Here is a 21,016-nt window from a genome sequence, read left to right on the forward strand (position 1 = left end):
AGAATACTATCTAGCTGTATGACTCATTATTATGTATTAAGAGAACGGAATAATCAAAAAGATTACCCCGTTCTCTGTTTCATTTAACCTTGTGCAGCATGCATCGATTTAGATGCCGCACTTTGTTGATAATTAGGTAGATCATATAAAATCCAATTCATAAAATTGTAACCTACATCTTTAAACCAACTATCTCCCCCAATAATAAACATCGACTCATCGTCAGAAAGTAAACTAAAATCTAATTCGTTAAAGTCAGATAATTGCTTTTTGTTAATATCTTGTTAGTTAAAAATTTAAATTTATCTGGATTTTCTCCATTCGCCATTTTGATAATCTTTATATGCTTCTTGCATACCCGTTGTAAAGTCGTAAAGAGCAGCACCAAGATATCCCACCCCCAATGCAAGCCATAGATTACCTCCATCAATTAACACCATTTCCTCAGAACTCATTTCTACAAGTCCCAAGTTTTCAACTTGCGATTTTTTCATTGTTATCTATTTATTTAGGTGATAAACAAATTATAGCAATCATCAATCCACTACGTTGGCCAACAATATCCAGACGATGACACTGCAATAATAATTCCTCTCACTGAACTATTATTGCAGTGTCATATTTTTTGTAAAATATTTTCAAAAAATATTACTTTTTCATTAAAACCCTTCAAACAGTCGATTTTAAGACTTTTCTTTCTCTGCGCTATAAATTATACGACTGCATTTTCGGCAGGTATAAACGATACTTTCGGCCTAAGTTAGCTAAGTGATGATAGTCATTGTGCACTTACCCAAACCAAGAAATAATATAGTTTTTAATGACGGGATAAGTCTTTGATACAATGGGCCCTATCACCAATCCGAATATGAACCAGATAAGAATTTGAAGCTTTTTTTTTGATCTTATGTTCATGTTTTTGTTTAAAAAAGTGACTGGATTTAAGATATTTTGTCCATTTTTCTTAATTCCCTGCGGAAAGATGACAAATGTATGAACATAAAAATAACTGTGAATTTAAACATGTCATTGTCTTTCAGATACCCTAATGCTTTTTCTATACTGACTTTGCCATGTGTGACAAATAGATTGGAAAGGGAAAAAACAACGACAACGAGCAACGTAGCAAAAAACATCTGAAAAAAACAACGGTATCTTAGTCTTTCGATTTCATCAGTTTCATTTTTCTCCTTAGAAATAGTAACCAGTATCAAACCGCATAGGCCTAACCATTTTATGCCCCCGACCCAAATCTCCGTGAATGGTAGGAAGAAGACATAATTTAACATGATTAATAAAAACATGACCAACGACAGGATAACAATCCAGTATCCGATCTTTTTGAAATAAAATGATAGTATCATTAGTGATGTTTAAAAGTGGTAGTCAAAAATAAAATATCCTCCGATCATAAGGCTGTTGAACAAGGCATGCAACAATACATCATACCAAAAACCATAAATAATTCGGATATAACCCAGCATTAACCCTCCAAAAAGTTGGCCCGTAGTAATGAATGGAATAAAGAGATAATGTGTATCATTAAACTGATAATTAAAAATATGAATAAACCCAAAAAGTAGGGCTGAGATATAATACAACCATTTAAAAAGGTAACAGCGCACACTCAATCCTTTCCTGAAAGTATTTCCATTTATAATTTCTCTCATTAGAATCAACAGTTGACTCTATTAACAAAATTGCACCGCTCCATTTTTGTTCAAATTCGTAAAGTGTATCGTTTTGCCATCCCCTTTGTGTATGGTACCATTCTACGTTATCGCCGGAAACTTTACGAATTGGTGCAAAAAAACCTCCTTCAATACTAAGAAATACTAACGAAGGCAATGTCATAAAGGATAATTTTTCAATTGAGCCTCTGGCAGCAACTGTTTTTATTTTAAAAACAGTAAGTACGTCCTTAATAGAAGCCAGACTAGGAAAATTTGGGTGTTTTTGTAACTCCTCTGTCAAGGTTTTTTTTGTAATTTTTATATTTGCCAACTTAACCAATTGGGTTAATGCTTCTACGGCGTTGTGCTCAAATGGATTCATGCTCGCTTATCAATTCGGTGAGTGTGTGTAGTATGAAATCTGCCGGATATTTATCTGTCAAATCCCGATTGAACCTTTCAATATTATTCTTGAATGTCCTATCTTCAAGAAGCTTCATAATTTTATCCGCAATTGCATTGGGTTTATCCTGATTAAACACGCCCCGCAACCCCAAACCATGGTGTTCGACTTTAAGGCCATTTCCATTTTGATCATAAACAAGGTCCAAAGGGTATATAAGCATTGGTACTTCGTAATAAATGCTCTCCTTTATAGAACCTAAACCTCCATGGGTAATATGCAAATCAGTGTTTTCCAGCACTTGGAGTTGGGGTACTTTTGCAAAAAAGTGAACATTCGAAGCCAACTGTCTCTGATAAAGCAACGTTTGTTTAATCTGCGATTTTATCGAAAATATGAATTCAACAGGAAAGGCAAGGCTTGAAAATGCAATTAGCAAATTGTTCAGAAACTGTAAAACCATTGGGTTTGAGTCTTCATAAAACGTACCAAAACTACAATAGATAATTCTGGCACCTTCTCTCCTTCTATTCAAAATGTATCGGAATTTTTCATCAAAGGTTTTATCAATGCCTATGTCCTCCCGACTCTTATTTAAACAAAGCCCCAAATAATACTGTCCAGGCAATTTGACATCAGGAGACAATTCCAGTTCCTGAGGAGCAAGCAAAATTTCCGGTATGTTATCAAAAAGTATAGTATAGGTTGCGTTTTTAACAATTTTATTTTTTTCTCCTAATTTGGAGCGTCTTAAGAGCGTTTTTAACTGATTTGCATAAACCAATCTAAATAATGCGCCTATCCATGTATTCCATCCCTGAAAGACCTGGCCTCTTTGGTGTATTTTAAAGTCCTTTGTATTAGCAGTTGACCAGGATTTTTCGGAAACAGTTGGAATTCCATCGATCTTATACGTAGAAAGCATAGGATTAAAGCAGATCAGCTTTGTGCTTGGAAATACTTTGTTAAGCACTAGTAACTCAGTACTGTTAAAGATATCAACAATTATAGAAGAGGGTGATAGGCCACTAATTATTGGGCTCAGTTCAATAAGCTTATCGCGATACAATGCGTTACTAAGCATTGCCTTCAAAATATATAATAATGTAAATTCATTCCCCTTATCTCTTAGATAACCCACTTCATGACCAATGGCAACTTTGAAACGGCTAATTATAATAGGACGAAAACCATGGCTTAAGACAATATCAGCCATTTTTTGTTCTACTACCAATACGTAAATCTCGTAATCGTTTTTCAGCTGGCTCGCGAGGTTCATTACTGGGATCACATGGCTTTGAATATTGGCAGGATAAAAAAGTAATATTTTTTTCATTATTTTCTATTAGTGCAATGCGATTCCTTGACCGACAAAAAGACACTTGCTTTTGACAGTCAAAAAATAAACCTAAAAAATGTTACTGAACTATTTCTGCAGTGCGGATAAATCTGTAAAATAATTTGAAAACAAATTCACGTGCCCACCATCCACCCTATTTTTTTCCTCTTCGTTCAATTCCCGAAACCCCATATTAAACTGAACTTCCCTTTCATAGAAATATGTACGCCGGTTATGACAGAAAGAAATGGGTGCGCCCATCTCACGCATGGCCTTTATGTAATCGAATACGGCCCTTTCGGACAAATTCATTATATCCGCCAGTTCCACCGGAGAACCTGTGGCTTTTTTACCAATCAGACGATGCAGCCGCTCAAAGCGTTCGAAGTACTTTGTAAGATTCATGTTATTATAATAGTGGATGTAATCCGCTGCTCAATGTAGAAAATATCTTTGGGAGCAGATGCACTAATTCAACACTATTTTATTCGAATTTTGACTAAAACGAGCTATTATTCCTATGAGGAATATTTAAATAGAAATTGAACAATTTAAATCAAAAATATCCCCATTATCAGGGTCATCATATGCCCTATAATGGGATACGTTTTACACAAACAGCTATTTCTCCTGGTATTCCGTAATCCAAAAATTTGATTTCCCGGAATCGAAATGATCTGAGCGAATCGAAAAAATGGCAAATTGATTTTTCATGAATTGTCTAACAAAATTGTAAAACCAGCCTATAAATTTCCGCTGTGCAATTAATTGACGCATGCAATATAAAGGGCAGTAATATCGAATTATATCTGATAGCCAGATAACTGAATACTACGCCGTAGACAAACTGAGGGAGGACGAAAAATGGATAAAGGTAAATAAACGACCAGTTCAAAGGAGCAAAATTATTGATATGAGCGGCAGCGAAGGCCAACGTCAAAGCATAACACAAGTAGTTATAATTTTGAGAGCCTGTTGAGACTAGAACTTCCTGATTTGAAATACTGTTTGCAAGGATTATTATGACAAAAACAGAAATTAATATGCCATAATACCATATAAGCGGAAGTTCATTATAAAGGAGCCCTGCACTAAAATAGTCAGCAAGGATAACAAAAATTATAAGCCGAAAAAAAGGTGATTTCGTGATTAGTGCTAATCGAAAAAGACATTCTTCTATAAAGGGCCCTAGTATGCCAATTTTAAAAAAACCTACCCACGGCGTATTGGCCTCCCTAAAAGCCTTTCTATTGCCCGTCAAATTTTTTAGTATTGAAATGTCATAAATTTCATTTAACGGCATTTCGATAAAAATAACCAACAGGAATAGAATAGAGAAGCTTGATAACAAGCAGAAAATATAGCTTTTCTTTACTATCAAAAATCTTTCTGCCAGGGTATCCTCCTGGCCGGTATTGAAAAATATGTATGGATTTTTGTAGAAATGAAGTAGGATATTAATCATGAAGGAAGTTTTGAAATATGGCTTTTGACTGAGTAATTCTACTTTCGATCCGGATGTTTACCGAAATCCCAGGCGGAATCCAATTACGGTTGATATCGGCATTAAACCTTTATATAAATCCTCGGGTGTCAGCACAATATCGTTTACCGGATAATCAGTAACCATTGTTTTTTTGAATAAAAAATTTCGCCTTGTTTCAAATAACAGGATGTCCCTTTTACTGATATCTTGTGCATAACGTACCTCTGCAAAATAGGCAAATCGTTTTTTTCTATATTCCAGTCCCAACCCAAGCTGGCTCTTGAATACGCTTTCTCCGAGATATATTTTGGGATCTTTTCCAACATTTTCATCGCTAATTATAAGATCATGTCCTGAGAAAACTTCACCTAATGAAATCCCATTTTTACCCATCAGCAAACCAAGTGAGGCAGTAATAAACAGCGGATTACCTTTTTTCTTTATTAAAAAATAACGGGTAGCACCCACAACATGGTACTTGTATAGATTGCTCTTTGACAATCCGTTGATGAAATCCAATCTTAATTTCCAATAGTGATTTAACGAATAATCCATGCTCAGGCAAATGCCCGGAACGAATGAAGAAATTGAAATATATCTGGGATCCGTATTCGTTTGATCAGGATATTGAAGTAAAAAATAATTTACGTTTCTTGGTTTATAAAACGCGCCTGTGAAGCTATATGATGCCGAGAAATGCCTGGCTAGTTTATAAATTTTATCCAGGTAGCTTTTATTCTGGTTTTTGTTTTCAAACTGGATAGTAATCGCCTTTAAATGCTCTTTTGACAACTCTTTGTTTAAATTTTTCTGCAAAACTGAATCCATTTCAATGGTTGAATTTTCATTCATAAAATCCGTATCCGCGCTATTCTCTATTTCCGAAAACAGATCGCCATATTTTAACCTTTTGGCAAAAGGTATGGGATTGAAGCTTCCTTCCTGATTATACGAAGTCGTGACAAAATCAAGTAAATAACTGATCTCCTTTTTTGTTTTGGTATTGTAATTTTCACCCGTTACAGAAGCATATTTCAGAACAGTCGGGCCGCCCTGCGCTTGATAAAGTACCAAATGATTTCTAACAACCCTTCGCAGTGGAATTAGTGGATTTACACTTTTTGGATCACTGTCTTTCCATTCGATCTTTTTGTAGGTGCATGTCTTTTTATCAATCCAGATTTCGCCTTCTTTGCTTTCCTTTTTATCCTTTGACTTGAATTGAACCACATATACGGAATCCTGATCATACCTGATTACTTTTTCCAGATGATAAATAAACCGCCTATTAAACGAGGCAGGGTTAAGAAAAGACTCCCGCATTTTTACAGGATCATTCCAGTTTGCCATGAACGCTCCGCCATAATATCTTGTATTATCAATACTGTCACGTTCTGGAAGTCTTTGGTTGCGCACCTTAAGCACTTCAACCTGTGCATCCTCATGCGTATGTTGGTAACCTCCCTGCTGAACCCGAAGATTTGCTTCTGTAAAACTTAGATATCTGCCATCTAAAACAGATTTTTGATAGGACCTGTAAAAGCCCGTCAATTCAAGAGCATGCTGCGGGTAATTATTCTTTATACTTTGATAAGCCCTGCTAATCAATAACTTCAACGAGCTATCCGGAAAAATAATCACCTCATCCAATAGTCTTTCATCCGATTGCAATATAATTTTTAATGGCTTTGAATCAAGCAATAATTCCTGGCTGTACGTTTGATAACCAATCCCGGAAACTATCAAAGTCTGGCGAATGGATGCTTTGACTGTAATCTTAAAATTCCCATGCTCATCAGAAATAGTACCATTTTTATTCCCTTTGAGCTGTATAGAAACAAAGGGTACTGCCTGATCTTTTACGTCTAAAATTCTACCCCAGATAAATTTTGTTTGTGCATAAATAACACAATTAAATGAGCGCACCAGTATAAGCAGCGATGTTAAAATCAACTTCCATTTCATCATTAATAAATATAGTGTGAACAAATACTATTAAACTTTTTTCATCTCCTTCAACCGCCTCCTGAACAAAATCAGATGCATAATCAAGCAAATTACAATCAGTTTTGCGGCGTCATTTTCATTTAAATATTAAAATGCTCGTTGCTGCTCACAGGTCATATCCCAAAGCAAAACTCAAAGCAATCGCAGCGCAATTGAACAATGCATGCAGCAGCACACCATACCAAAAACCGTACATGATCCGAATATAACCCAGCATCAGCCCAGAGAAAGTTTGGGTCATCGTTATAAAAGGAAAGAAAAAATAATGCGATTCGTCGAACTGGTAATTGAAGAAATGTATCCAGCCGAAAAGCACAGAGGAAACATAATAAAGCCAGTTGAAATATGTTTTGTGACGGTGAAAACCCAGGAAAAGCCTGAAAATCCCTTCTTCTATTACAGGTGCCATGACAACGGCTGAAAAAACAATCATCGGAACGCTAAAATTCGAATTTATTTCTTCAAGCTTGTTGTAAAACCCCAACTTTTCGGCGATTTCAACCGGATACCAGAGAAGTATTGCACATATTCCAAACTGAATTACTAGATAATAACAGCCGACGTCAATTAACTTTTGTCTAATCGTTAAACTGAAATAATCCGGCTGGTTTGGTTTCTTAAAAAATGCTGTAAAATGCAGCAATAAAAACTTAAAATGAACGACCATATTCAGACTTAAAATTTAAAATTCTTATTGCTTTTTCGCCGATTAAAATCGGCTTTGCAATGTAGAAACTCTAAATAATAAGACATTAAGTAATTCTACGTTATTCTAATCGAATATTGAGTAAAAAATTCGTTTTAAGAATATTCAAGCTTTTCACATAAAATAGGGCCATAAATTTATTGAAATCGATCACCTAACTTCTCCCAATCCTTCCCAATTACCCGGCTCATGCAGGAAAACATTATAATCCACAAAACCATGAATACCGTCTGCCCAGCCCTTCTCGCTATGCTGCCAAAAAAGAACGTGCGCGTCGGAAGCCAGGTCGTCAATGTGATTTCTTGAATAACCGGCGAGCCATAGAGGATAATCATCAAAATTTCCCGCTATATATTTTTTGTAAAAATGTTCGTTCACATAAATGATCGGGCGTACGCCATAATGTTTTTCGATCAGGATGAGCCAGTTTCGGACGCCCTTGACAATGATATCGTTTGGTTTTCTGGCATCCGTTTCGAGATCAAGGACGGGAGGCAGATCTCCGGGAAGCAGTTCAACCTGCCCAATAAAATTATCAACCTGGCGGTCGGACATTACGCGGGGATTGTAGAAGTGATATGCACCTCGTTTCATTCCTACCCGTTTCGCCTCTTTCCAGTTGCGCTGGAATTCCCTATCCAAATGTGTGGCTCCTTCGGTAGCTTTTATGTATACAAAATCAATTCCTACCTCCTCAGTCCGTGAATTTTTTAATTTATCCCAATTGATACGGGCATTGTGATGTGATACATCAATGCCGTGCACAGCATATTTAAGAGGAAGTTTGATCCCGAATTTGGCAATATAAGTCCAGCGATTTTCGTCCTTACTATCGTTCCACCACACCAATCCGCCAATCAGCAATACTACACCGGCTATGATCAGCCAGCCTTTCATCGGCAATGGTTTCAGGTAGTCAGGCTTACCGGCCGGGATATTTCGCACTTTCTTTTTTGTCATACGTCAGCAAAAGTACGAAAAGATAGGAATGGTTGTCATTATTGCAGTTAGTGAAAAGAGATTACAACCACTTCATTACGACAAAACTTTGTAGAAGGTCACCTACTATTTAGCTATTTTTCAATCAAATTTTGAATATTATAATCGTATTCCGGTTACCAGAGCAAAACAGGCTAAAATAACGTCATTTCCTGATTTTCCTAAGTGACGCATTAAAATCAGATTAGTCTAATCAAATGTAGCATACATAATTCTTTATTAAGATGATACAGATGAAACGGGAAATGAAAGAAGAAAATCTGGAAACCATTGGAAGGAGAATTAGAAAACTCCGCCTTTTACACGGTTTCAAACAGGAGATCATTGCCCGTGAAATCGGTCTAAGCCAGACGGCATATAGCAAAATAGAAACTGGAGATACCAGCCTTACAATAGGAAGGGCCTCAGCGATAGCAAGATTTTTTGGCATGTCACTCACAGAATTACTATCCTGGGAAGAAAGCGTCTTAAAATAAATTCGATCTCTTGTGTGACGCTTTTATTCAAGTGACGTCTTAATAAGGAATTTAAGGAAACTGTTTTAAAACACATTATACACACACCATTAAAGTTAAGCATATAGTTTACACACACTTTTTAAACACTTCATCAACAAACTTTATTAACACTACCTACCATTTTACACACACTTAAAATCAATGAGTAAAAGCAACTATTGTTTTTATTCATTGATTTTTTGCATTATCGCCACCATTAATAAGAATTATGGTCCATTTCGCCATTCAATTTGGTATTTCGCCATTCATGTACTTTGTATTGCATAGTACCTAGCATAACCCTTACCTTTATCATGTTCTTTAAGAAAAACACATCATAAATCTTTAAATACTATTAGCCATGAAAACTTCATTCAATTCCGCAATCATCGCGTTTGTACTAACTGCAACTACAATTTTCTCTGCTAACGCAGAAGACAAAGAAGTAAAAAAAGTAACAGGTTTCGATTCCGGCATTTATGCTTCCAGGGATGGAAAACTTAAAATTAATATTGACAAGTATAACAATGAAGCTACTGCGATCCTGCTTCGCGATGCCAATGGTAATGTTATTTATAGAGAAACTGCCGGTAGAAGCGACAAAAAACTCAGACGTGAAATTGATGTAAACCAATTAAAAAGTGGAAATTACATCATTGAAATTTCCAGCAAAGGAGAAAAACAAACAAAAGTTTTACAATTAACCGAAAAAACAACTCAACGTGCTGTTACTGTTAACTAAAAATCTGATTAAACATGAAAGCAGGAATTAACTGACCCGATGGCCATAATTCCTGCTTTCTTATTTTTTACATAACTACATTCACTATACGTTTAGGAACTACGATCACTTTTTTAGGCGTATTTCCGTCCAGCCATTTGATTACAATTTCATTAGCAAGCACTTCTTTTTCAATTTCGGTTGCCGCGGTATCCAGCGCAAATGGCAACGTTACCCGCACTTTCCCGTTGATCTGGATCGGATATTCAAAAATCGCATCCACAACATATTGCTGTTCCCATTTTGGAAAAGCCGCTTTTGAAACAGTTCCTTTTTCATTACCCAATGCATCCCAAAGCTCTTCACTCAAATGCGGCGCATAAGGAGAGATCAAAATCACAAGTTCCTGCAAAATCGCTCTTTTGTTACATTTCAAACTTCCCAGCTCATTCACACACATCATGAATGCACTTACGCCCGTATTGAAAGAGAAATGTTCAATATCTTCTTCAATTTTCTTGATCGTTTTGTGCAAAACACGCAACTCTTCCGGTTTCGCAGGCTCGTCTTTTACCAACCATTGTCCCTGATCGTTGTAAAATAAACGCCAGAATTTGCGGATAAAACGGTAAGTTCCGTCAATTCCGTTTGTGTTCCACGGTTTAGCCTGTTCCAATGGCCCAAGGAACATTTCGTAAAGACGTAAAGTATCTGCTCCGTATTTGGTAACGATATCGTCCGGATTGACAACATTGAACTTGGATTTTGACATTTTCTCAACCTCCACACCGCAATGATACTTCCCGTCTTCCAAAATAAATTCAGCATTTTCACCGGCTATATCAAGTCGTGAGGCTTTGAATTTTTCAATATCCAGAATATCATTTTCAACAATATTTACATCAACATGTAAAGCCGAAACTTCATACTGAGATTTCAATCCGGCGCTTACAAAAACAGGCTTGCTATACTCATCGCTTTTAACACGATAAACAAAACTGCTTCTTCCCTGAATCATTCCCTGATTAATCAGCTTTTTGAACGGCTCTTCCTCCGGCACAAAACCTCTGTCTTTCAAAAATTTATTCCAAAAACGACTATACAACAAATGTCCCGTTGCATGTTCCGTTCCACCGATATACAGATCTACACTTCTCCAATAGTCGATTGCTTCTTTGGATGCAAATTCATTTTCATTTTTCGCATCCATATAGCGGTACCAGTACCAGCTGCTTCCCGCCCATCCCGGCATGGTGCTCAACTCATATCCGTTCCCACTTCCGTGTGCCCAACCCGCTGCACGGCCTAATGGCGGCTCACCCATTTCTGTTGGTAAATATTTATCAACTGCCGGCAAATTCAGCGGCAATTCTTCTTCTTTCAACAAATACGGTAACGGCTCTCCTTTGCTGTCATTTTTATAAAAAACAGGTACAGGTTCTCCCCAATAGCGCTGGCGACTGAAAACCGCATCACGCAAACGGTAATTTATTTTTCCTTTTCCAACACCTTTTTCTTCAAGCCACTGAACCAGGATTTTATTGGCTTCATGGAATGTCAGTCCGTTGATCATACCGGAATTGATATATTTCCCTTCCTTGGTATTATCAGCCTGCACTTCCATATCCTTTTGTGAATCAAGAATTGGAATAATTGGCAGATCAAAATGTTTTGCAAAATTCCAGTCACGCTGATCTCCCGACGGAACCGCCATAACTGCACCCGTTCCATAACCTGCCAAAACGTAATCCGCGATATAAACAGGAATTTTTTCGTCGTTAAAAGGATTGATTGCATACGCACCTGTGAAAGCACCCGAAACCGTTTTTACATCACTGGTCCGATCGCGCTCCGACCGTTTTTTGGTCACATCAATGTAAGCATCAATATCTGCCCTTTGCTCAGGCGTCGTGATCACGTCCACAAGTTCATGCTCCGGCGCGATAACCATAAAGGAAACTCCGTAAATGGTATCAACACGCGTTGTGAAAACTGTGATCGTTTCTTCGCCCGCAAGTCCGTCTTTTGAAGTGGCCACAGGAAACTTAACCAAAGCCCCAACCGAACGGCCTATCCAGTTTCTTTGCTGCTCTTTCAAAGATTCCGTCCAATCCACCTGATCAAGACCATCCAAAAGTCTTTGTGAATACGCTGTGATCCGCATCATCCACTGACGCATCAGTTTCTGGATTACCGGAAATCCTCCACGTTCCGAAACACCGTCTTTTACTTCGTCATTTGACAAAACAGAACCTAAACCCGGGCACCAGTTAACGGTTGCATCCGCAACATAGGTAATTCTGTATTTCAGCGTAATTTTATATTGTTCTTCTTCCGACAAGGAATTCCACTCCTCAGCTGTAAAAGAAGGAATATCTTCATCACAAGCAGCATTTACATTATGATTGCCCTCTTTTTCAAAAATCGCAATAAGGGTTTCAATTCTTTCCGCTTTTTGCGCGTCGTTATTATACCAGCTTTCAAAAAGCTCGGTAAAAATCCATTGTGTCCATTTATAATATGACGGATCAGAAGTACGCACTTCACGACTCCAATCATAGCTAAAACCCAGATTTTTTAATTGTTCAATATATCTGGTAATATTTTGTTCCGTTGTAATCGCAGGATGCTGACCTGTCTGGATAGCATATTGTTCAGCCGGAAGACCAAAACTATCGAACCCCATCGGGTGCAAAACGTTGAATCCTTTCAGGCGTTTGTAGCGGGAATATATATCTGAAGCGATATATCCAAGCGGGTGGCCTACATGCAAACCAGCACCGGAAGGATATGGAAACATATCCAAAACATAATATTTGGGAAGATTTGACGTATTTTGAACGCGATAAACCTCATTAGATTCCCAAAAATTCTGCCATTTCTTTTCGATTTCCCGATGACTATATTCACTCATTCTTTCTCAACAATTTAGTCTAAAATTAACTTTGGTCTTTACAGCCCGCAAAAATAGCGTTTTTGATTGTATTCGTCCCCCTTTTGCCCCAACTGATCTCAATTTTAAGTTTGAAAAACACTGTCGATTTTCATGATTACTAATGATTTACAACTTATTCATCTTGTTTTGATCCTATTTTAAGATGTGACCAAATTCTTATTTCGTTGTATACTAACTGATTTCTAAAAAAACCAAATATTTAAATCTCAAAAAATCTTTGTAGAAACAAATGCACACTTTTAAAGTCGTTTAGGCCGAAAAGGCAAGGGCATAGGTTTTTTAAGCTAAATATTAAAAATCCACTTATTCTTCATTAACAAATTAAAACAGACTATGAAAAAGGTATTATTAATAGCACTCTGCGCGATTGGAATCAACTTTTCAGCTTCGGCACAATATGATCCGGCATTTCGTTTTGGCGTAAAGGCAGGTGCTAATTTATCCAACATTAATGGTAATGACCTGGCTTTGGGTTCAGGTAGTAACGCTTTTGATTTCAAAGATAATTCAGATCGGACACTTGGTTTCACTGGTGGTGTATTCTTCCGTTTTGGACGTAATTTTTACATTCAGCCAGAAGTTTCACTTTCTCAGAAAGGTGCAAAATTCAACTTTGACAATTCAGTAAATGATGGTAAAGTTGATGTAAGATTTTCCAATTTAGATGTACCGGTACTTTTCGGTGTACGTATTGCAAAATTCTTCCGTATCAATGCGGGTCCGATGGCTTCTTACAGATTGTCTAGCAACGGAAAACTTAATGATTCATTCAATGACGCGACCAAATCGGATTCAAAAGCTGATTTTAACAACAAGCTTGCTTTTGGCTATCAGGCTGGTGTAGGTTTTGATTTTGGACGTTTAAGTCTGGATGTTCGTTATGAAGGAAATTTCAACGACATTGTTAAAGTAAATTATAACAACGCAACAACAGCATCTCAGTTTGGTAAAAAAAGCAATTTGTTCCAGGCTACTTTGGGTTTTGCAATTTTCTGATCTGACTCTGAGTTAAATAAAAATAATCAGAAGGGCTATTCAATAGAATGGCCCTTTTTCTTTTGTCTGAAAGGGGGAATTTTGAATTTCATGCTTTATTTATTTTGTTGATTAGGGAATTGATGCAGATAAAGTAATTTTGCCGTTTAATTATATCAGAATTATGCTGAATGACATAATTTGACGATATTGAAATCAACTGATTAAACAAACGTGGCTTTAAATACTGACAACGTACGACTGGTTTTTGGACTAAAATTAAAACAGCTTCGCCTTGACAAAGGGTTGTCGCTGAATGAGCTTTCCCAAAAATCGGGGTTGTCTATTTCTTATATTAACGAAATTGAGAAAGGAAAAAAGTATCCAAAATCTGATAAAATCATTGCCCTTGCCGGTGCTATGGATGTTGATTATGATACGCTTGTTTCTTTGAAACTGAGCAAAAGGCTTGAACCTATTTCTGAATTATTAAGCTCCAATATTCTCACCGAACTTCCCCTCGAACTTTTTGGCATTGACCCGGCCAGCTTACTCGAACTATTGTCAGATGCGCCGACCAAGATCAGCGCATTCGTAGGCACACTCATTGAAATTGCAAGGAATTACAATATGTCGGTTGAGAAATTCTATTTTTCTGCCTTGCGGACTTATCAGGAAATGCACGACAATTGTTTCGAAGACATAGAGTTGGAAGCGGAAAGATTTATGGAAGAAAGGGGAATTCCGGCAGAAAAATTGTTGGATGAAACCTATCTGGCGGAAGTACTTAAAACGGAGTATAATTATAAAATTGAGGATATTAACGAAAAATTAAATCCCGAATTTGCCAGTGTAAGATCGTTGACTATTACGCGTCCGCAAGGAAACCGGCTGCTGGTCAATGTACATCTTTCGTCTGTTCAGCGTGCCTTTATTTATGGACGTGAAATAGGATATGTTTATCTAAAACTAAAAAACAGGCTACATACTACGGCTCTCGTGGAAGCCGAATCCTTTGAACAGTTATTGAACAATTTCAAAGCTTCCTATTTCGCCAGCGCGATCATTATAAAACGCAGTTTACTGATTCCAAAGCTCAAAGATTTTTTCGCATTAACTACCTGGCAACCTGAGAAATTGGTTGCACTAGTCGAAGAATTTAATACTACACCAGAATCTTTCTGTTATAGGTTAAGTAATGTATTACCTACCCATTTTGGAATAAAACAGATTTTCTTTTCCCGCTTCAACAATTTTGCAGGACAGAATCTTTTTGAAATGACAAAGGAAATGCACATTTCCCGGAAGCATAATCCGCATACAGTCAAAGACGAACATTATTGCAGAAGATGGATTGCACTGACGGTTTTGAATGATCTTGCGGAATCGATTAAAAACAAAACGTATTTCAGTACAATTTGTAAAGCTCAGAAATCCAGATATATAGATACGAAGGATAATTATCTGATCATCAGTTTTGCGCAGCCAACAGCCACCACGCCCAATCTGAACGTCAGTGTGTCGATGGGAGTTTATCTGGACGACCAAACAAGTAATACCATAAAGTTCCTGGATGATCCTGCCATTCCTTCCCGGGATGTGAACGAGACATGTGAAAGATGCTCACTTTTTGATTGCAAGGAACGAATCGCCGCGCCTGTCATTTTGCAGAAAAAACACAAAAATGAAGAATTACGTAAAGCATTGCGACGATTGATTAATTAGGCCGGAAAAATAAAATAAATCTGATTTTTACAGTATCAGTTTTTGCAATTATATTTAATTAAATCGTCATAAACGTATTAGAGAACTAAATTCCTAAAATTAAACTTATCATTGTTTGAAAGGATCTGGTAACTGATTAACCGGTAATTTTCTCACCGTCGTAATAAAACGATTTATTAGAATATTCTTAAAAAAGAGTGATTGCCATGTTCCGTCAACCTTCCGTCCTATCTTTGTAAAATATTTGCAGACATTATGCCCGGTACTTACGCATTTGAAGATCTTCTTTTAAAACTCTCTACGCCGTTTTATATTTCCCTGATCTGTCTGGAAATATTCATAACGTACCGTTCACATAGAGTTTCTTACACTTTAAAAGATACTTTCACCAATGCCGCTTTAATGCTGATCAATGGCAGCATAGATCTTCTTTTCCGTGCAGTTTATGTTGGTATTTTGATATGGTTCTACAACGTTCGAATTATAGAACCCATAGCTAATCCATACATTTACTGGTTTGCTTTATTCCTTTTTGAAGATCTCACTTTTTATACATTACATTATGTAGATCATCATAGCCGCCTTTTCTGGGCCGTTCATGTGACGCATCACTCATCTGAACATTTCAATCTGACAACGGGTTTCCGTTCCTCGGTTTTCCAGCCCTTATACCGTTTTGTCTATTTTATTCCGTTGGTACTGATCGGTTTCAGCCCGGCAGATATTGTTATTATGTATTCTCTTACGCAGATTTATGGCATTATTGTCCATACGGAATACGTGGATAAACTGGGCTGTTTGGAATATATTTTTGTTACACCTTCGCACCATCGCGTTCATCACGCGAGTAACATTCAATATCTGGACAAAAATATGGGCATGTGTCTCATTATCTGGGATAGAATGTTTGGTACTTTTCAAGAAGAAATCCCAACTATTCCACCACATTATGGATTAACGAAAAGTACGAAAACAGACGGATTATCTGAAACTGTTTTTCATGAATGGAAAGAAATCAAGAAAGATTTTGATCAGCCAATTGATTTTAAAACCAAATTGAAATATTTGATTAAAGCCCCGGGCTGGTCGCCTGATGGTTCCAGACAAACCAGCAAAGAGCTTCAAAAAGAAATTCTTGATCACGATTCTACCCAGTAAATCATTATTTAAAAGCAGGATTTCCGGTAATTTCCGCACCTAAAATCAGGAGGTGAATATCGTGTGTTCCTTCGTAGGTCATTACAGATTCCAGATTCATCATGTGACGCATAATCGGGAAAGAATCTGTGATTCCTATGGCTCCTAAAATCTGACGAGCGTCTCGTGCAACAGCCAGAGCCATTTCTACATTATTTCTCTTGGCCATTGAAATTTGTGCCGTCGTTGCTCTTCCATCATTCATCAGAATTCCCAGGCGCCAGGCGAGCAATTGTGCTTTTGTAATTTCCGTCAGCATTTCAGCCAGTTTTTTCTGCACTAACTGAAAAGAACTGATCGGTTTATTGAACTGGAATCTTTCTCCTGAATAATGCAAAGCCGTTTCATAACAATCCAACGCAACACCAATCGCACCCCACGCCACGCCAAAACGGGCATGATCAAGACATTGTAAAGCGGCCTTCAACCCTAACGCATTAGGCAAAATATTCTCTTTTGGAATAAGTACCTTATCAAAAACCAATTCTCCGGTAGCACTTGCACGCAATGACCATTTTCCATGAATTGTTGGTGTAGTAAAACCCTCCATTCCTCTTTCCACAATCACGCCTTGTACACGACCATCTTCATTTCTGGCCCAGACGATGGCTATATCCGCAAATGGCGCATTGGAAATCCACATTTTGGAGCCATTTAAATTGTAACCGCCCTGGGTTTTGGAAATATAAGTTTTCAGTCCTCCCGGATCAGAACCATGATCAGGCTCTGTAAGTCCAAAACAACCCAGGATATCTCCTGAACCCAAGCCTGGCAAATATTTTTGTTTTTGTTCTTCCGAACCAAACTGATAAATAGGCCACATCACCAGCGAACTTTGTACAGAAACGGTTGAACGCATAGAAGAATCTCCCCGCTCAATTTCCTGACACATCAATCCATAACTCACATAATCCAGTCCCCCACCACCAAATTCCCTTGGGATTGTTGGACCAAAAACGCCAAGTTCTCCAAACTTTTTTACGAATTGCAAAGGAAACTCTGCCCTCTGCGCATATCCTTCGATGACAGGTTTTATTTCAATATCTGTAAATTCTTTAACAACCTGGGTAATCAAACGCTGTTCCGGCGTGAGTAATTCTTCTATTTGAAAAAAGTCGGTAGTCAGCATAAGCAATTCATTTAGGTAAAGAAGAATTTGAAACTTACTTATTTTCAACTGAAAAAACCTTACCAACGCAGTACAGATTTTGCTATGATTACTTATTATTCATAATTTGATTACAAAAGACTAGCAAACATTTCACTAACCTTCTTTAAATCAACCTTATGCGCTTCACCAGCAGTCATTATTTTCGGTGATGTCTTTTCCAGACATTGCTCTATAACTAAATGCGGTTTCAGGTTCATTTCTTTCAAACGGCTTATCAAAAGTTTATAATCAATATCGCCTTCACCAAAAGTTTCCTGCCAAATTCCTCCCTTGGATTGTCTCAAATGAAGTTCGACAATTCTTTTTCCATACAATTTCACAATATCAAACAATGCAATCTGTGAATCACCAGAACCACGATAAACCCAGTGCACATCCAGACAAAGTGAAACATTTTGCGGGTTGGTAGCTAAAAGCATATGGTGAAATTCCCGGCCAGCGGCTCTTAGTTCGATATCATGGGTATGATAAGCCAAAGTCATCGCGCGTTTTTTCAATTCCTCTCCCAATAAATCCAGATTTTTTGCCTGCTCTGTGAGTTGTGCATCAGACTTATTTTGTTGTCCGCCCCATTGGATTGGGCTGGGATTGGTAACCACAATTTTTGTATCGGCAGTTTTTAGTGCATCAGCAATAGACAATACAGTCTGTATTGATTTTTGTCCTTCATCATGTTCATGTAAAGAACTATTGACATAAACCGATGGCATTAAAAGTTTATGCTTTTGAAGTAAAGGAAGTAGTTTTTTTACGTCTTCAACCGTATTCAAACCGGGTTCATATGCTTTCAATCCGGTTGAAGCAAAATCCGCCAGAGATGCATCCAGATCCGAGAACCAGTCTTTTCCTTCTCTTTGATAAAAAGTTATCCAATCGTATTGATTACAGGAAATAGGAAACGACCTTGTATTTTCCTTTGAAAAACCAACTTCTGAAAGCAGCGAAGAACCCGCAATCATTAAAGCTGAATTGATAAACTGACGGCGGTTTGGCTTCATTCTATTTACGATTTAAAACAGACAAAATGTTTTTAAACATAAAGCCAGATTTAAATCATACTTACCATCTTTTTGTTAGCTAATCGCTTACAGCTAATTACAAATCGCAAATCATTCACCAATCGATATCGCCAGCATATACCATGCTGCGTGTGGCAGCCACTGCTCTGCCCACCGCCAGTCGTTATCCATACCCGTTTTAGCATAAGACAAGTTGAAATCAATATCATCCTCATTATTCAACCCTGATGTAATTCCGTTTGCAATTCCACCCGGCGCGTTGGTATATTCAAAAGTGCCGAAAAAACCATACGCCGGGTTGTTGTGGCCTGAACCTTGCAGCATACTGGCATCATAAGGATTTAGCCCCAAAATCCAGTTTAACTGATCCAGTGCAAAACTTTCAAGACTGGCTTTGAAAATTTTGTCGTCAGCAAAAAGCGGAGCAGCAAGCCTCGCTGCCGCTGCAATGGAAGCCAGTCTCGCATTTTCTCCCTGCCACCAGGGTGAGGCATCACTCCCATGCGGGAAGAAAAATGTGGTGCGTTTATTTCCGATAGTATCCTGCACAAACTGGCGACTATAACCAAACGGATTATTTACCGCTTTGGTAATTTCCAATTCATGAACCAGCGATTTCCTGATTATTTCTTTAATATTTATTTGATCCGAGGTAGGTGCTATCGAATAATAATACGTCAAACTCGCAATAGGAAATCCGGCATCGGATGGATGGAAAAATGGCCTGTCCTTTTCATCCGCACGCCAGTAATTGGTTTCCTTGTTCCACGAGGTCAATCTTGCAGTCAATTGGTTAGCGCGTTTTGCAGCGGCTTTGGCATAAATATCTTTTCCGGTAGCCTTGAATAATTCCGTGGTTGCGGATAATGCACAGTAATCATCCACAATGTTTTCCTTGCCATCATTGGTCATTTCAACATTATGTTTTTCCAAAAATTCAAAGGCTTTTTCCGCTGCCAAAAGATAATCCTTATTTGTAAAATCACCCGAAGAGTCATATGCAGAAGCCATGGCCAAAGCAGCAATGCTTACACCTCCACCAGAACGATAACTTACCTGATATTTTTTCCAGTCATCCGATTTATCGCTCTCGCTAAACGCCTGGCCTTCTGTTTTTTTAATACGATAACTTTGATCTTCTGCACGAATAACCCGGTCTTTTGCAAATTTGCCAGCTCCGGGAGCAGAAACCGAGCGGTAAAAAGATCCATCCTTTGCCTGCATCCGAACCAGATAATCCGCACCATACATGGCTTCATCCAGTAATCGTCTGTTGTATTGACGAAAATCATTTCCTTTTCTCTTTACTGAAAGTGCATGGGTTTTGAACAAAGTCCAGGCCGTCAGTGATATTTGCTGTGGATTAAAATAAGAAGAAAAAGTAAGGTGGGATAAATGTTTTCCATAGTCGCCGGAAGCATCATACCAGCCACCATGCGCGTCAATTGTATCTTTTGGATGACCGGATAATATCAATGTCCGGTCCGCCTTATCCAGCAAACCAGAACTCCGCTGACCTTTAAAATAATAGACGACATTGGAAAGTGTGGATTGTTCAAGTACGTTTTTATCAATAATAAAAGGATAAGAGGCAATCGAATTTCCCGAACCAGCCGCCTTGATCAAATAACTTCCTTTTTTGGAAAAAGCACTAAAATCGATTGTCCAGAAAAGCCAGTTTTTCCATTTATTTACAGTACCACTAAACACAGGTTTTCCCGAAAAAGCAACTTTTCCGGTTTCCGTATCAATGAGTTGAAAGGCTGAAAAATCCAGTTTTTTCTCGCTTATGATAATTGCTTTTTTCGCTTTGGAATCTTCGTAACCAACATGATTGGTGAGGACTTTTGCGGTTTGTGCTTTTAAAAAGTAAGGAATAAAAATGAAGAAAAACAGAATTATCCATTTTTGTCGGGAAAAATTTATCATCAAGGTTCAGGCGTTATATTTTGATACAATATTGCTCTAAATTATAGTAACAGGCGTATAGGTCCTAAAAATCTTCATTTCACAAATTAAATTCCTGAAATCATAACAGCTTTCTAAGTACCTGATTTACAAAATAATTCGACTTTTATTGTGATTACTATTTTTTTAGTTACTTTCATTATACTAAAACACTACTCACGTAAACCTGACAGG

The 21,016-nt window shown here is 37.7% G+C and carries 19 protein-coding genes; 5 read left to right on the plus strand and 14 right to left on the minus strand.

Annotated features, from left to right (window positions below; all coding sequences use genetic code 11):
* Positions 1-302: 302 nt before the first annotated feature.
* From FZF08_RS03060 to FZF08_RS03105, 10 genes are all read right to left on the minus strand, one after another.
* Positions 303-494, minus strand: a complete 192-nt coding sequence (locus tag FZF08_RS03060) for a hypothetical protein (protein ID WP_159467128.1) — start codon at positions 492-494, stop codon at positions 303-305.
* Positions 495-941: 447 nt separating this feature from the next.
* On the minus strand, positions 942-1,364 hold the full coding sequence (locus FZF08_RS03065) for a hypothetical protein (RefSeq protein ID WP_159467129.1): 423 nt from the start codon (positions 1,362-1,364) through the stop codon (positions 942-944).
* Between the two features lie 9 nt (positions 1,365-1,373).
* The gene (locus tag FZF08_RS32250; protein ID WP_409012632.1) at positions 1,374-1,670 is read right to left on the minus strand and encodes a type II CAAX prenyl endopeptidase Rce1 family protein; all 297 of its coding nucleotides are present in this window, start codon (positions 1,668-1,670) and stop codon (positions 1,374-1,376) included.
* Positions 1,606-2,055, minus strand: coding sequence for a cysteine peptidase family C39 domain-containing protein (locus tag FZF08_RS03075; protein WP_255463375.1), 450 nt, complete (start codon positions 2,053-2,055; stop codon positions 1,606-1,608). Before FZF08_RS03075 ends, FZF08_RS32250 begins: the two co-directional genes overlap by 65 nt.
* Complete coding sequence (locus tag FZF08_RS03080) at positions 2,042-3,412, minus strand: glycosyltransferase (protein ID WP_229216393.1); 1,371 nt, start codon at positions 3,410-3,412, stop codon at positions 2,042-2,044. Before FZF08_RS03080 ends, FZF08_RS03075 begins: the two co-directional genes overlap by 14 nt.
* Before the next feature lie 90 nt (positions 3,413-3,502).
* Entirely contained in the window at positions 3,503-3,820 is a 318-nt protein-coding gene (locus FZF08_RS03085) for an HTH domain-containing protein (protein WP_159467133.1), read from the minus strand.
* 316 nt (positions 3,821-4,136) lie between these two features.
* The gene (locus FZF08_RS32255) at positions 4,137-4,880 is read right to left on the minus strand and encodes a type II CAAX prenyl endopeptidase Rce1 family protein (RefSeq protein ID WP_159467134.1); all 744 of its coding nucleotides are present in this window, start codon (positions 4,878-4,880) and stop codon (positions 4,137-4,139) included.
* Positions 4,881-4,937: 57 nt separating this feature from the next.
* Positions 4,938-6,869: a carboxypeptidase-like regulatory domain-containing protein gene (locus FZF08_RS03095; protein WP_159467135.1), complete on the minus strand. Its 1,932-nt coding sequence runs from the start codon at positions 6,867-6,869 to the stop codon at positions 4,938-4,940.
* Positions 6,870-7,014: 145 nt separating this feature from the next.
* On the minus strand, positions 7,015-7,575 hold the full coding sequence (locus FZF08_RS03100) for a CPBP family intramembrane glutamic endopeptidase (RefSeq protein WP_159467136.1): 561 nt from the start codon (positions 7,573-7,575) through the stop codon (positions 7,015-7,017).
* Positions 7,576-7,764: 189 nt separating this feature from the next.
* Complete coding sequence (locus FZF08_RS03105) at positions 7,765-8,574, minus strand: glycoside hydrolase family 25 protein (protein WP_159467137.1); 810 nt, start codon at positions 8,572-8,574, stop codon at positions 7,765-7,767.
* Positions 8,575-8,837: 263 nt separating this feature from the next.
* Here FZF08_RS03105 and FZF08_RS03110 point away from each other — a divergent pair, with 263 nt between their 5' ends.
* Positions 8,838-9,089 carry a helix-turn-helix domain-containing protein gene (locus FZF08_RS03110; protein ID WP_159467138.1) on the plus strand — a complete coding sequence of 84 codons (252 nt, stop codon included), beginning with the start codon at positions 8,838-8,840 and terminating at the stop codon, positions 9,087-9,089.
* A gap of 382 nt (positions 9,090-9,471) precedes the next feature.
* Positions 9,472-9,852: a T9SS type A sorting domain-containing protein gene (locus tag FZF08_RS03115; RefSeq protein ID WP_159467139.1), complete on the plus strand. Its 381-nt coding sequence runs from the start codon at positions 9,472-9,474 to the stop codon at positions 9,850-9,852.
* A 67-nt stretch (positions 9,853-9,919) separates the two neighbouring features.
* Here FZF08_RS03115 and leuS read toward each other — a convergent pair whose 3' ends face one another.
* Positions 9,920-12,745 carry a leucine--tRNA ligase gene (gene leuS / locus FZF08_RS03120; protein WP_159467140.1) on the minus strand — a complete coding sequence of 942 codons (2,826 nt, stop codon included), beginning with the start codon at positions 12,743-12,745 and terminating at the stop codon, positions 9,920-9,922.
* Between the two features lie 375 nt (positions 12,746-13,120).
* On the opposite strand from leuS, the gene FZF08_RS03125 reads away from it, so the two are divergent.
* The 3 genes from FZF08_RS03125 to FZF08_RS03135 all read left to right on the plus strand — a co-directional run bounded on the left by FZF08_RS03125 (position 13,121) and on the right by FZF08_RS03135 (position 16,645).
* Positions 13,121-13,783, plus strand: a complete 663-nt coding sequence (locus FZF08_RS03125) for a porin family protein (RefSeq protein ID WP_159467141.1) — start codon at positions 13,121-13,123, stop codon at positions 13,781-13,783.
* Between the two features lie 213 nt (positions 13,784-13,996).
* Positions 13,997-15,487, plus strand: a complete 1,491-nt coding sequence (locus tag FZF08_RS03130) for a helix-turn-helix domain-containing protein (protein ID WP_159467142.1) — start codon at positions 13,997-13,999, stop codon at positions 15,485-15,487.
* Positions 15,488-15,742: 255 nt separating this feature from the next.
* Positions 15,743-16,645, plus strand: a complete 903-nt coding sequence (locus FZF08_RS03135) for a sterol desaturase family protein (RefSeq protein WP_159467143.1) — start codon at positions 15,743-15,745, stop codon at positions 16,643-16,645.
* Positions 16,646-16,649: 4 nt separating this feature from the next.
* Here the strand turns inward: FZF08_RS03135 and FZF08_RS03140 are convergent, their stop codons facing one another.
* The 3 genes from FZF08_RS03140 to FZF08_RS03150 form a co-directional block, all read right to left on the minus strand.
* A complete protein-coding gene (locus FZF08_RS03140) occupies positions 16,650-17,813 on the minus strand; it encodes an acyl-CoA dehydrogenase family protein (protein ID WP_159467144.1) in 1,164 nt (387 codons plus the stop codon).
* A 110-nt stretch (positions 17,814-17,923) separates the two neighbouring features.
* Positions 17,924-18,853 carry a sugar phosphate isomerase/epimerase gene (locus tag FZF08_RS03145; protein WP_159467145.1) on the minus strand — a complete coding sequence of 310 codons (930 nt, stop codon included), beginning with the start codon at positions 18,851-18,853 and terminating at the stop codon, positions 17,924-17,926.
* 111 nt (positions 18,854-18,964) lie between these two features.
* Complete coding sequence (locus FZF08_RS03150; RefSeq protein WP_159467146.1) at positions 18,965-20,803, minus strand: glycoside hydrolase family 9 protein; 1,839 nt, start codon at positions 20,801-20,803, stop codon at positions 18,965-18,967.
* Between the last annotated feature and the right edge of the window lie 213 nt (positions 20,804-21,016).

It is taken from the genome of Dyadobacter sp. 3J3, from assembly GCF_009801115.1.
GTDB lineage: Bacteria > Bacteroidota > Bacteroidia > Cytophagales > Spirosomataceae > Dyadobacter.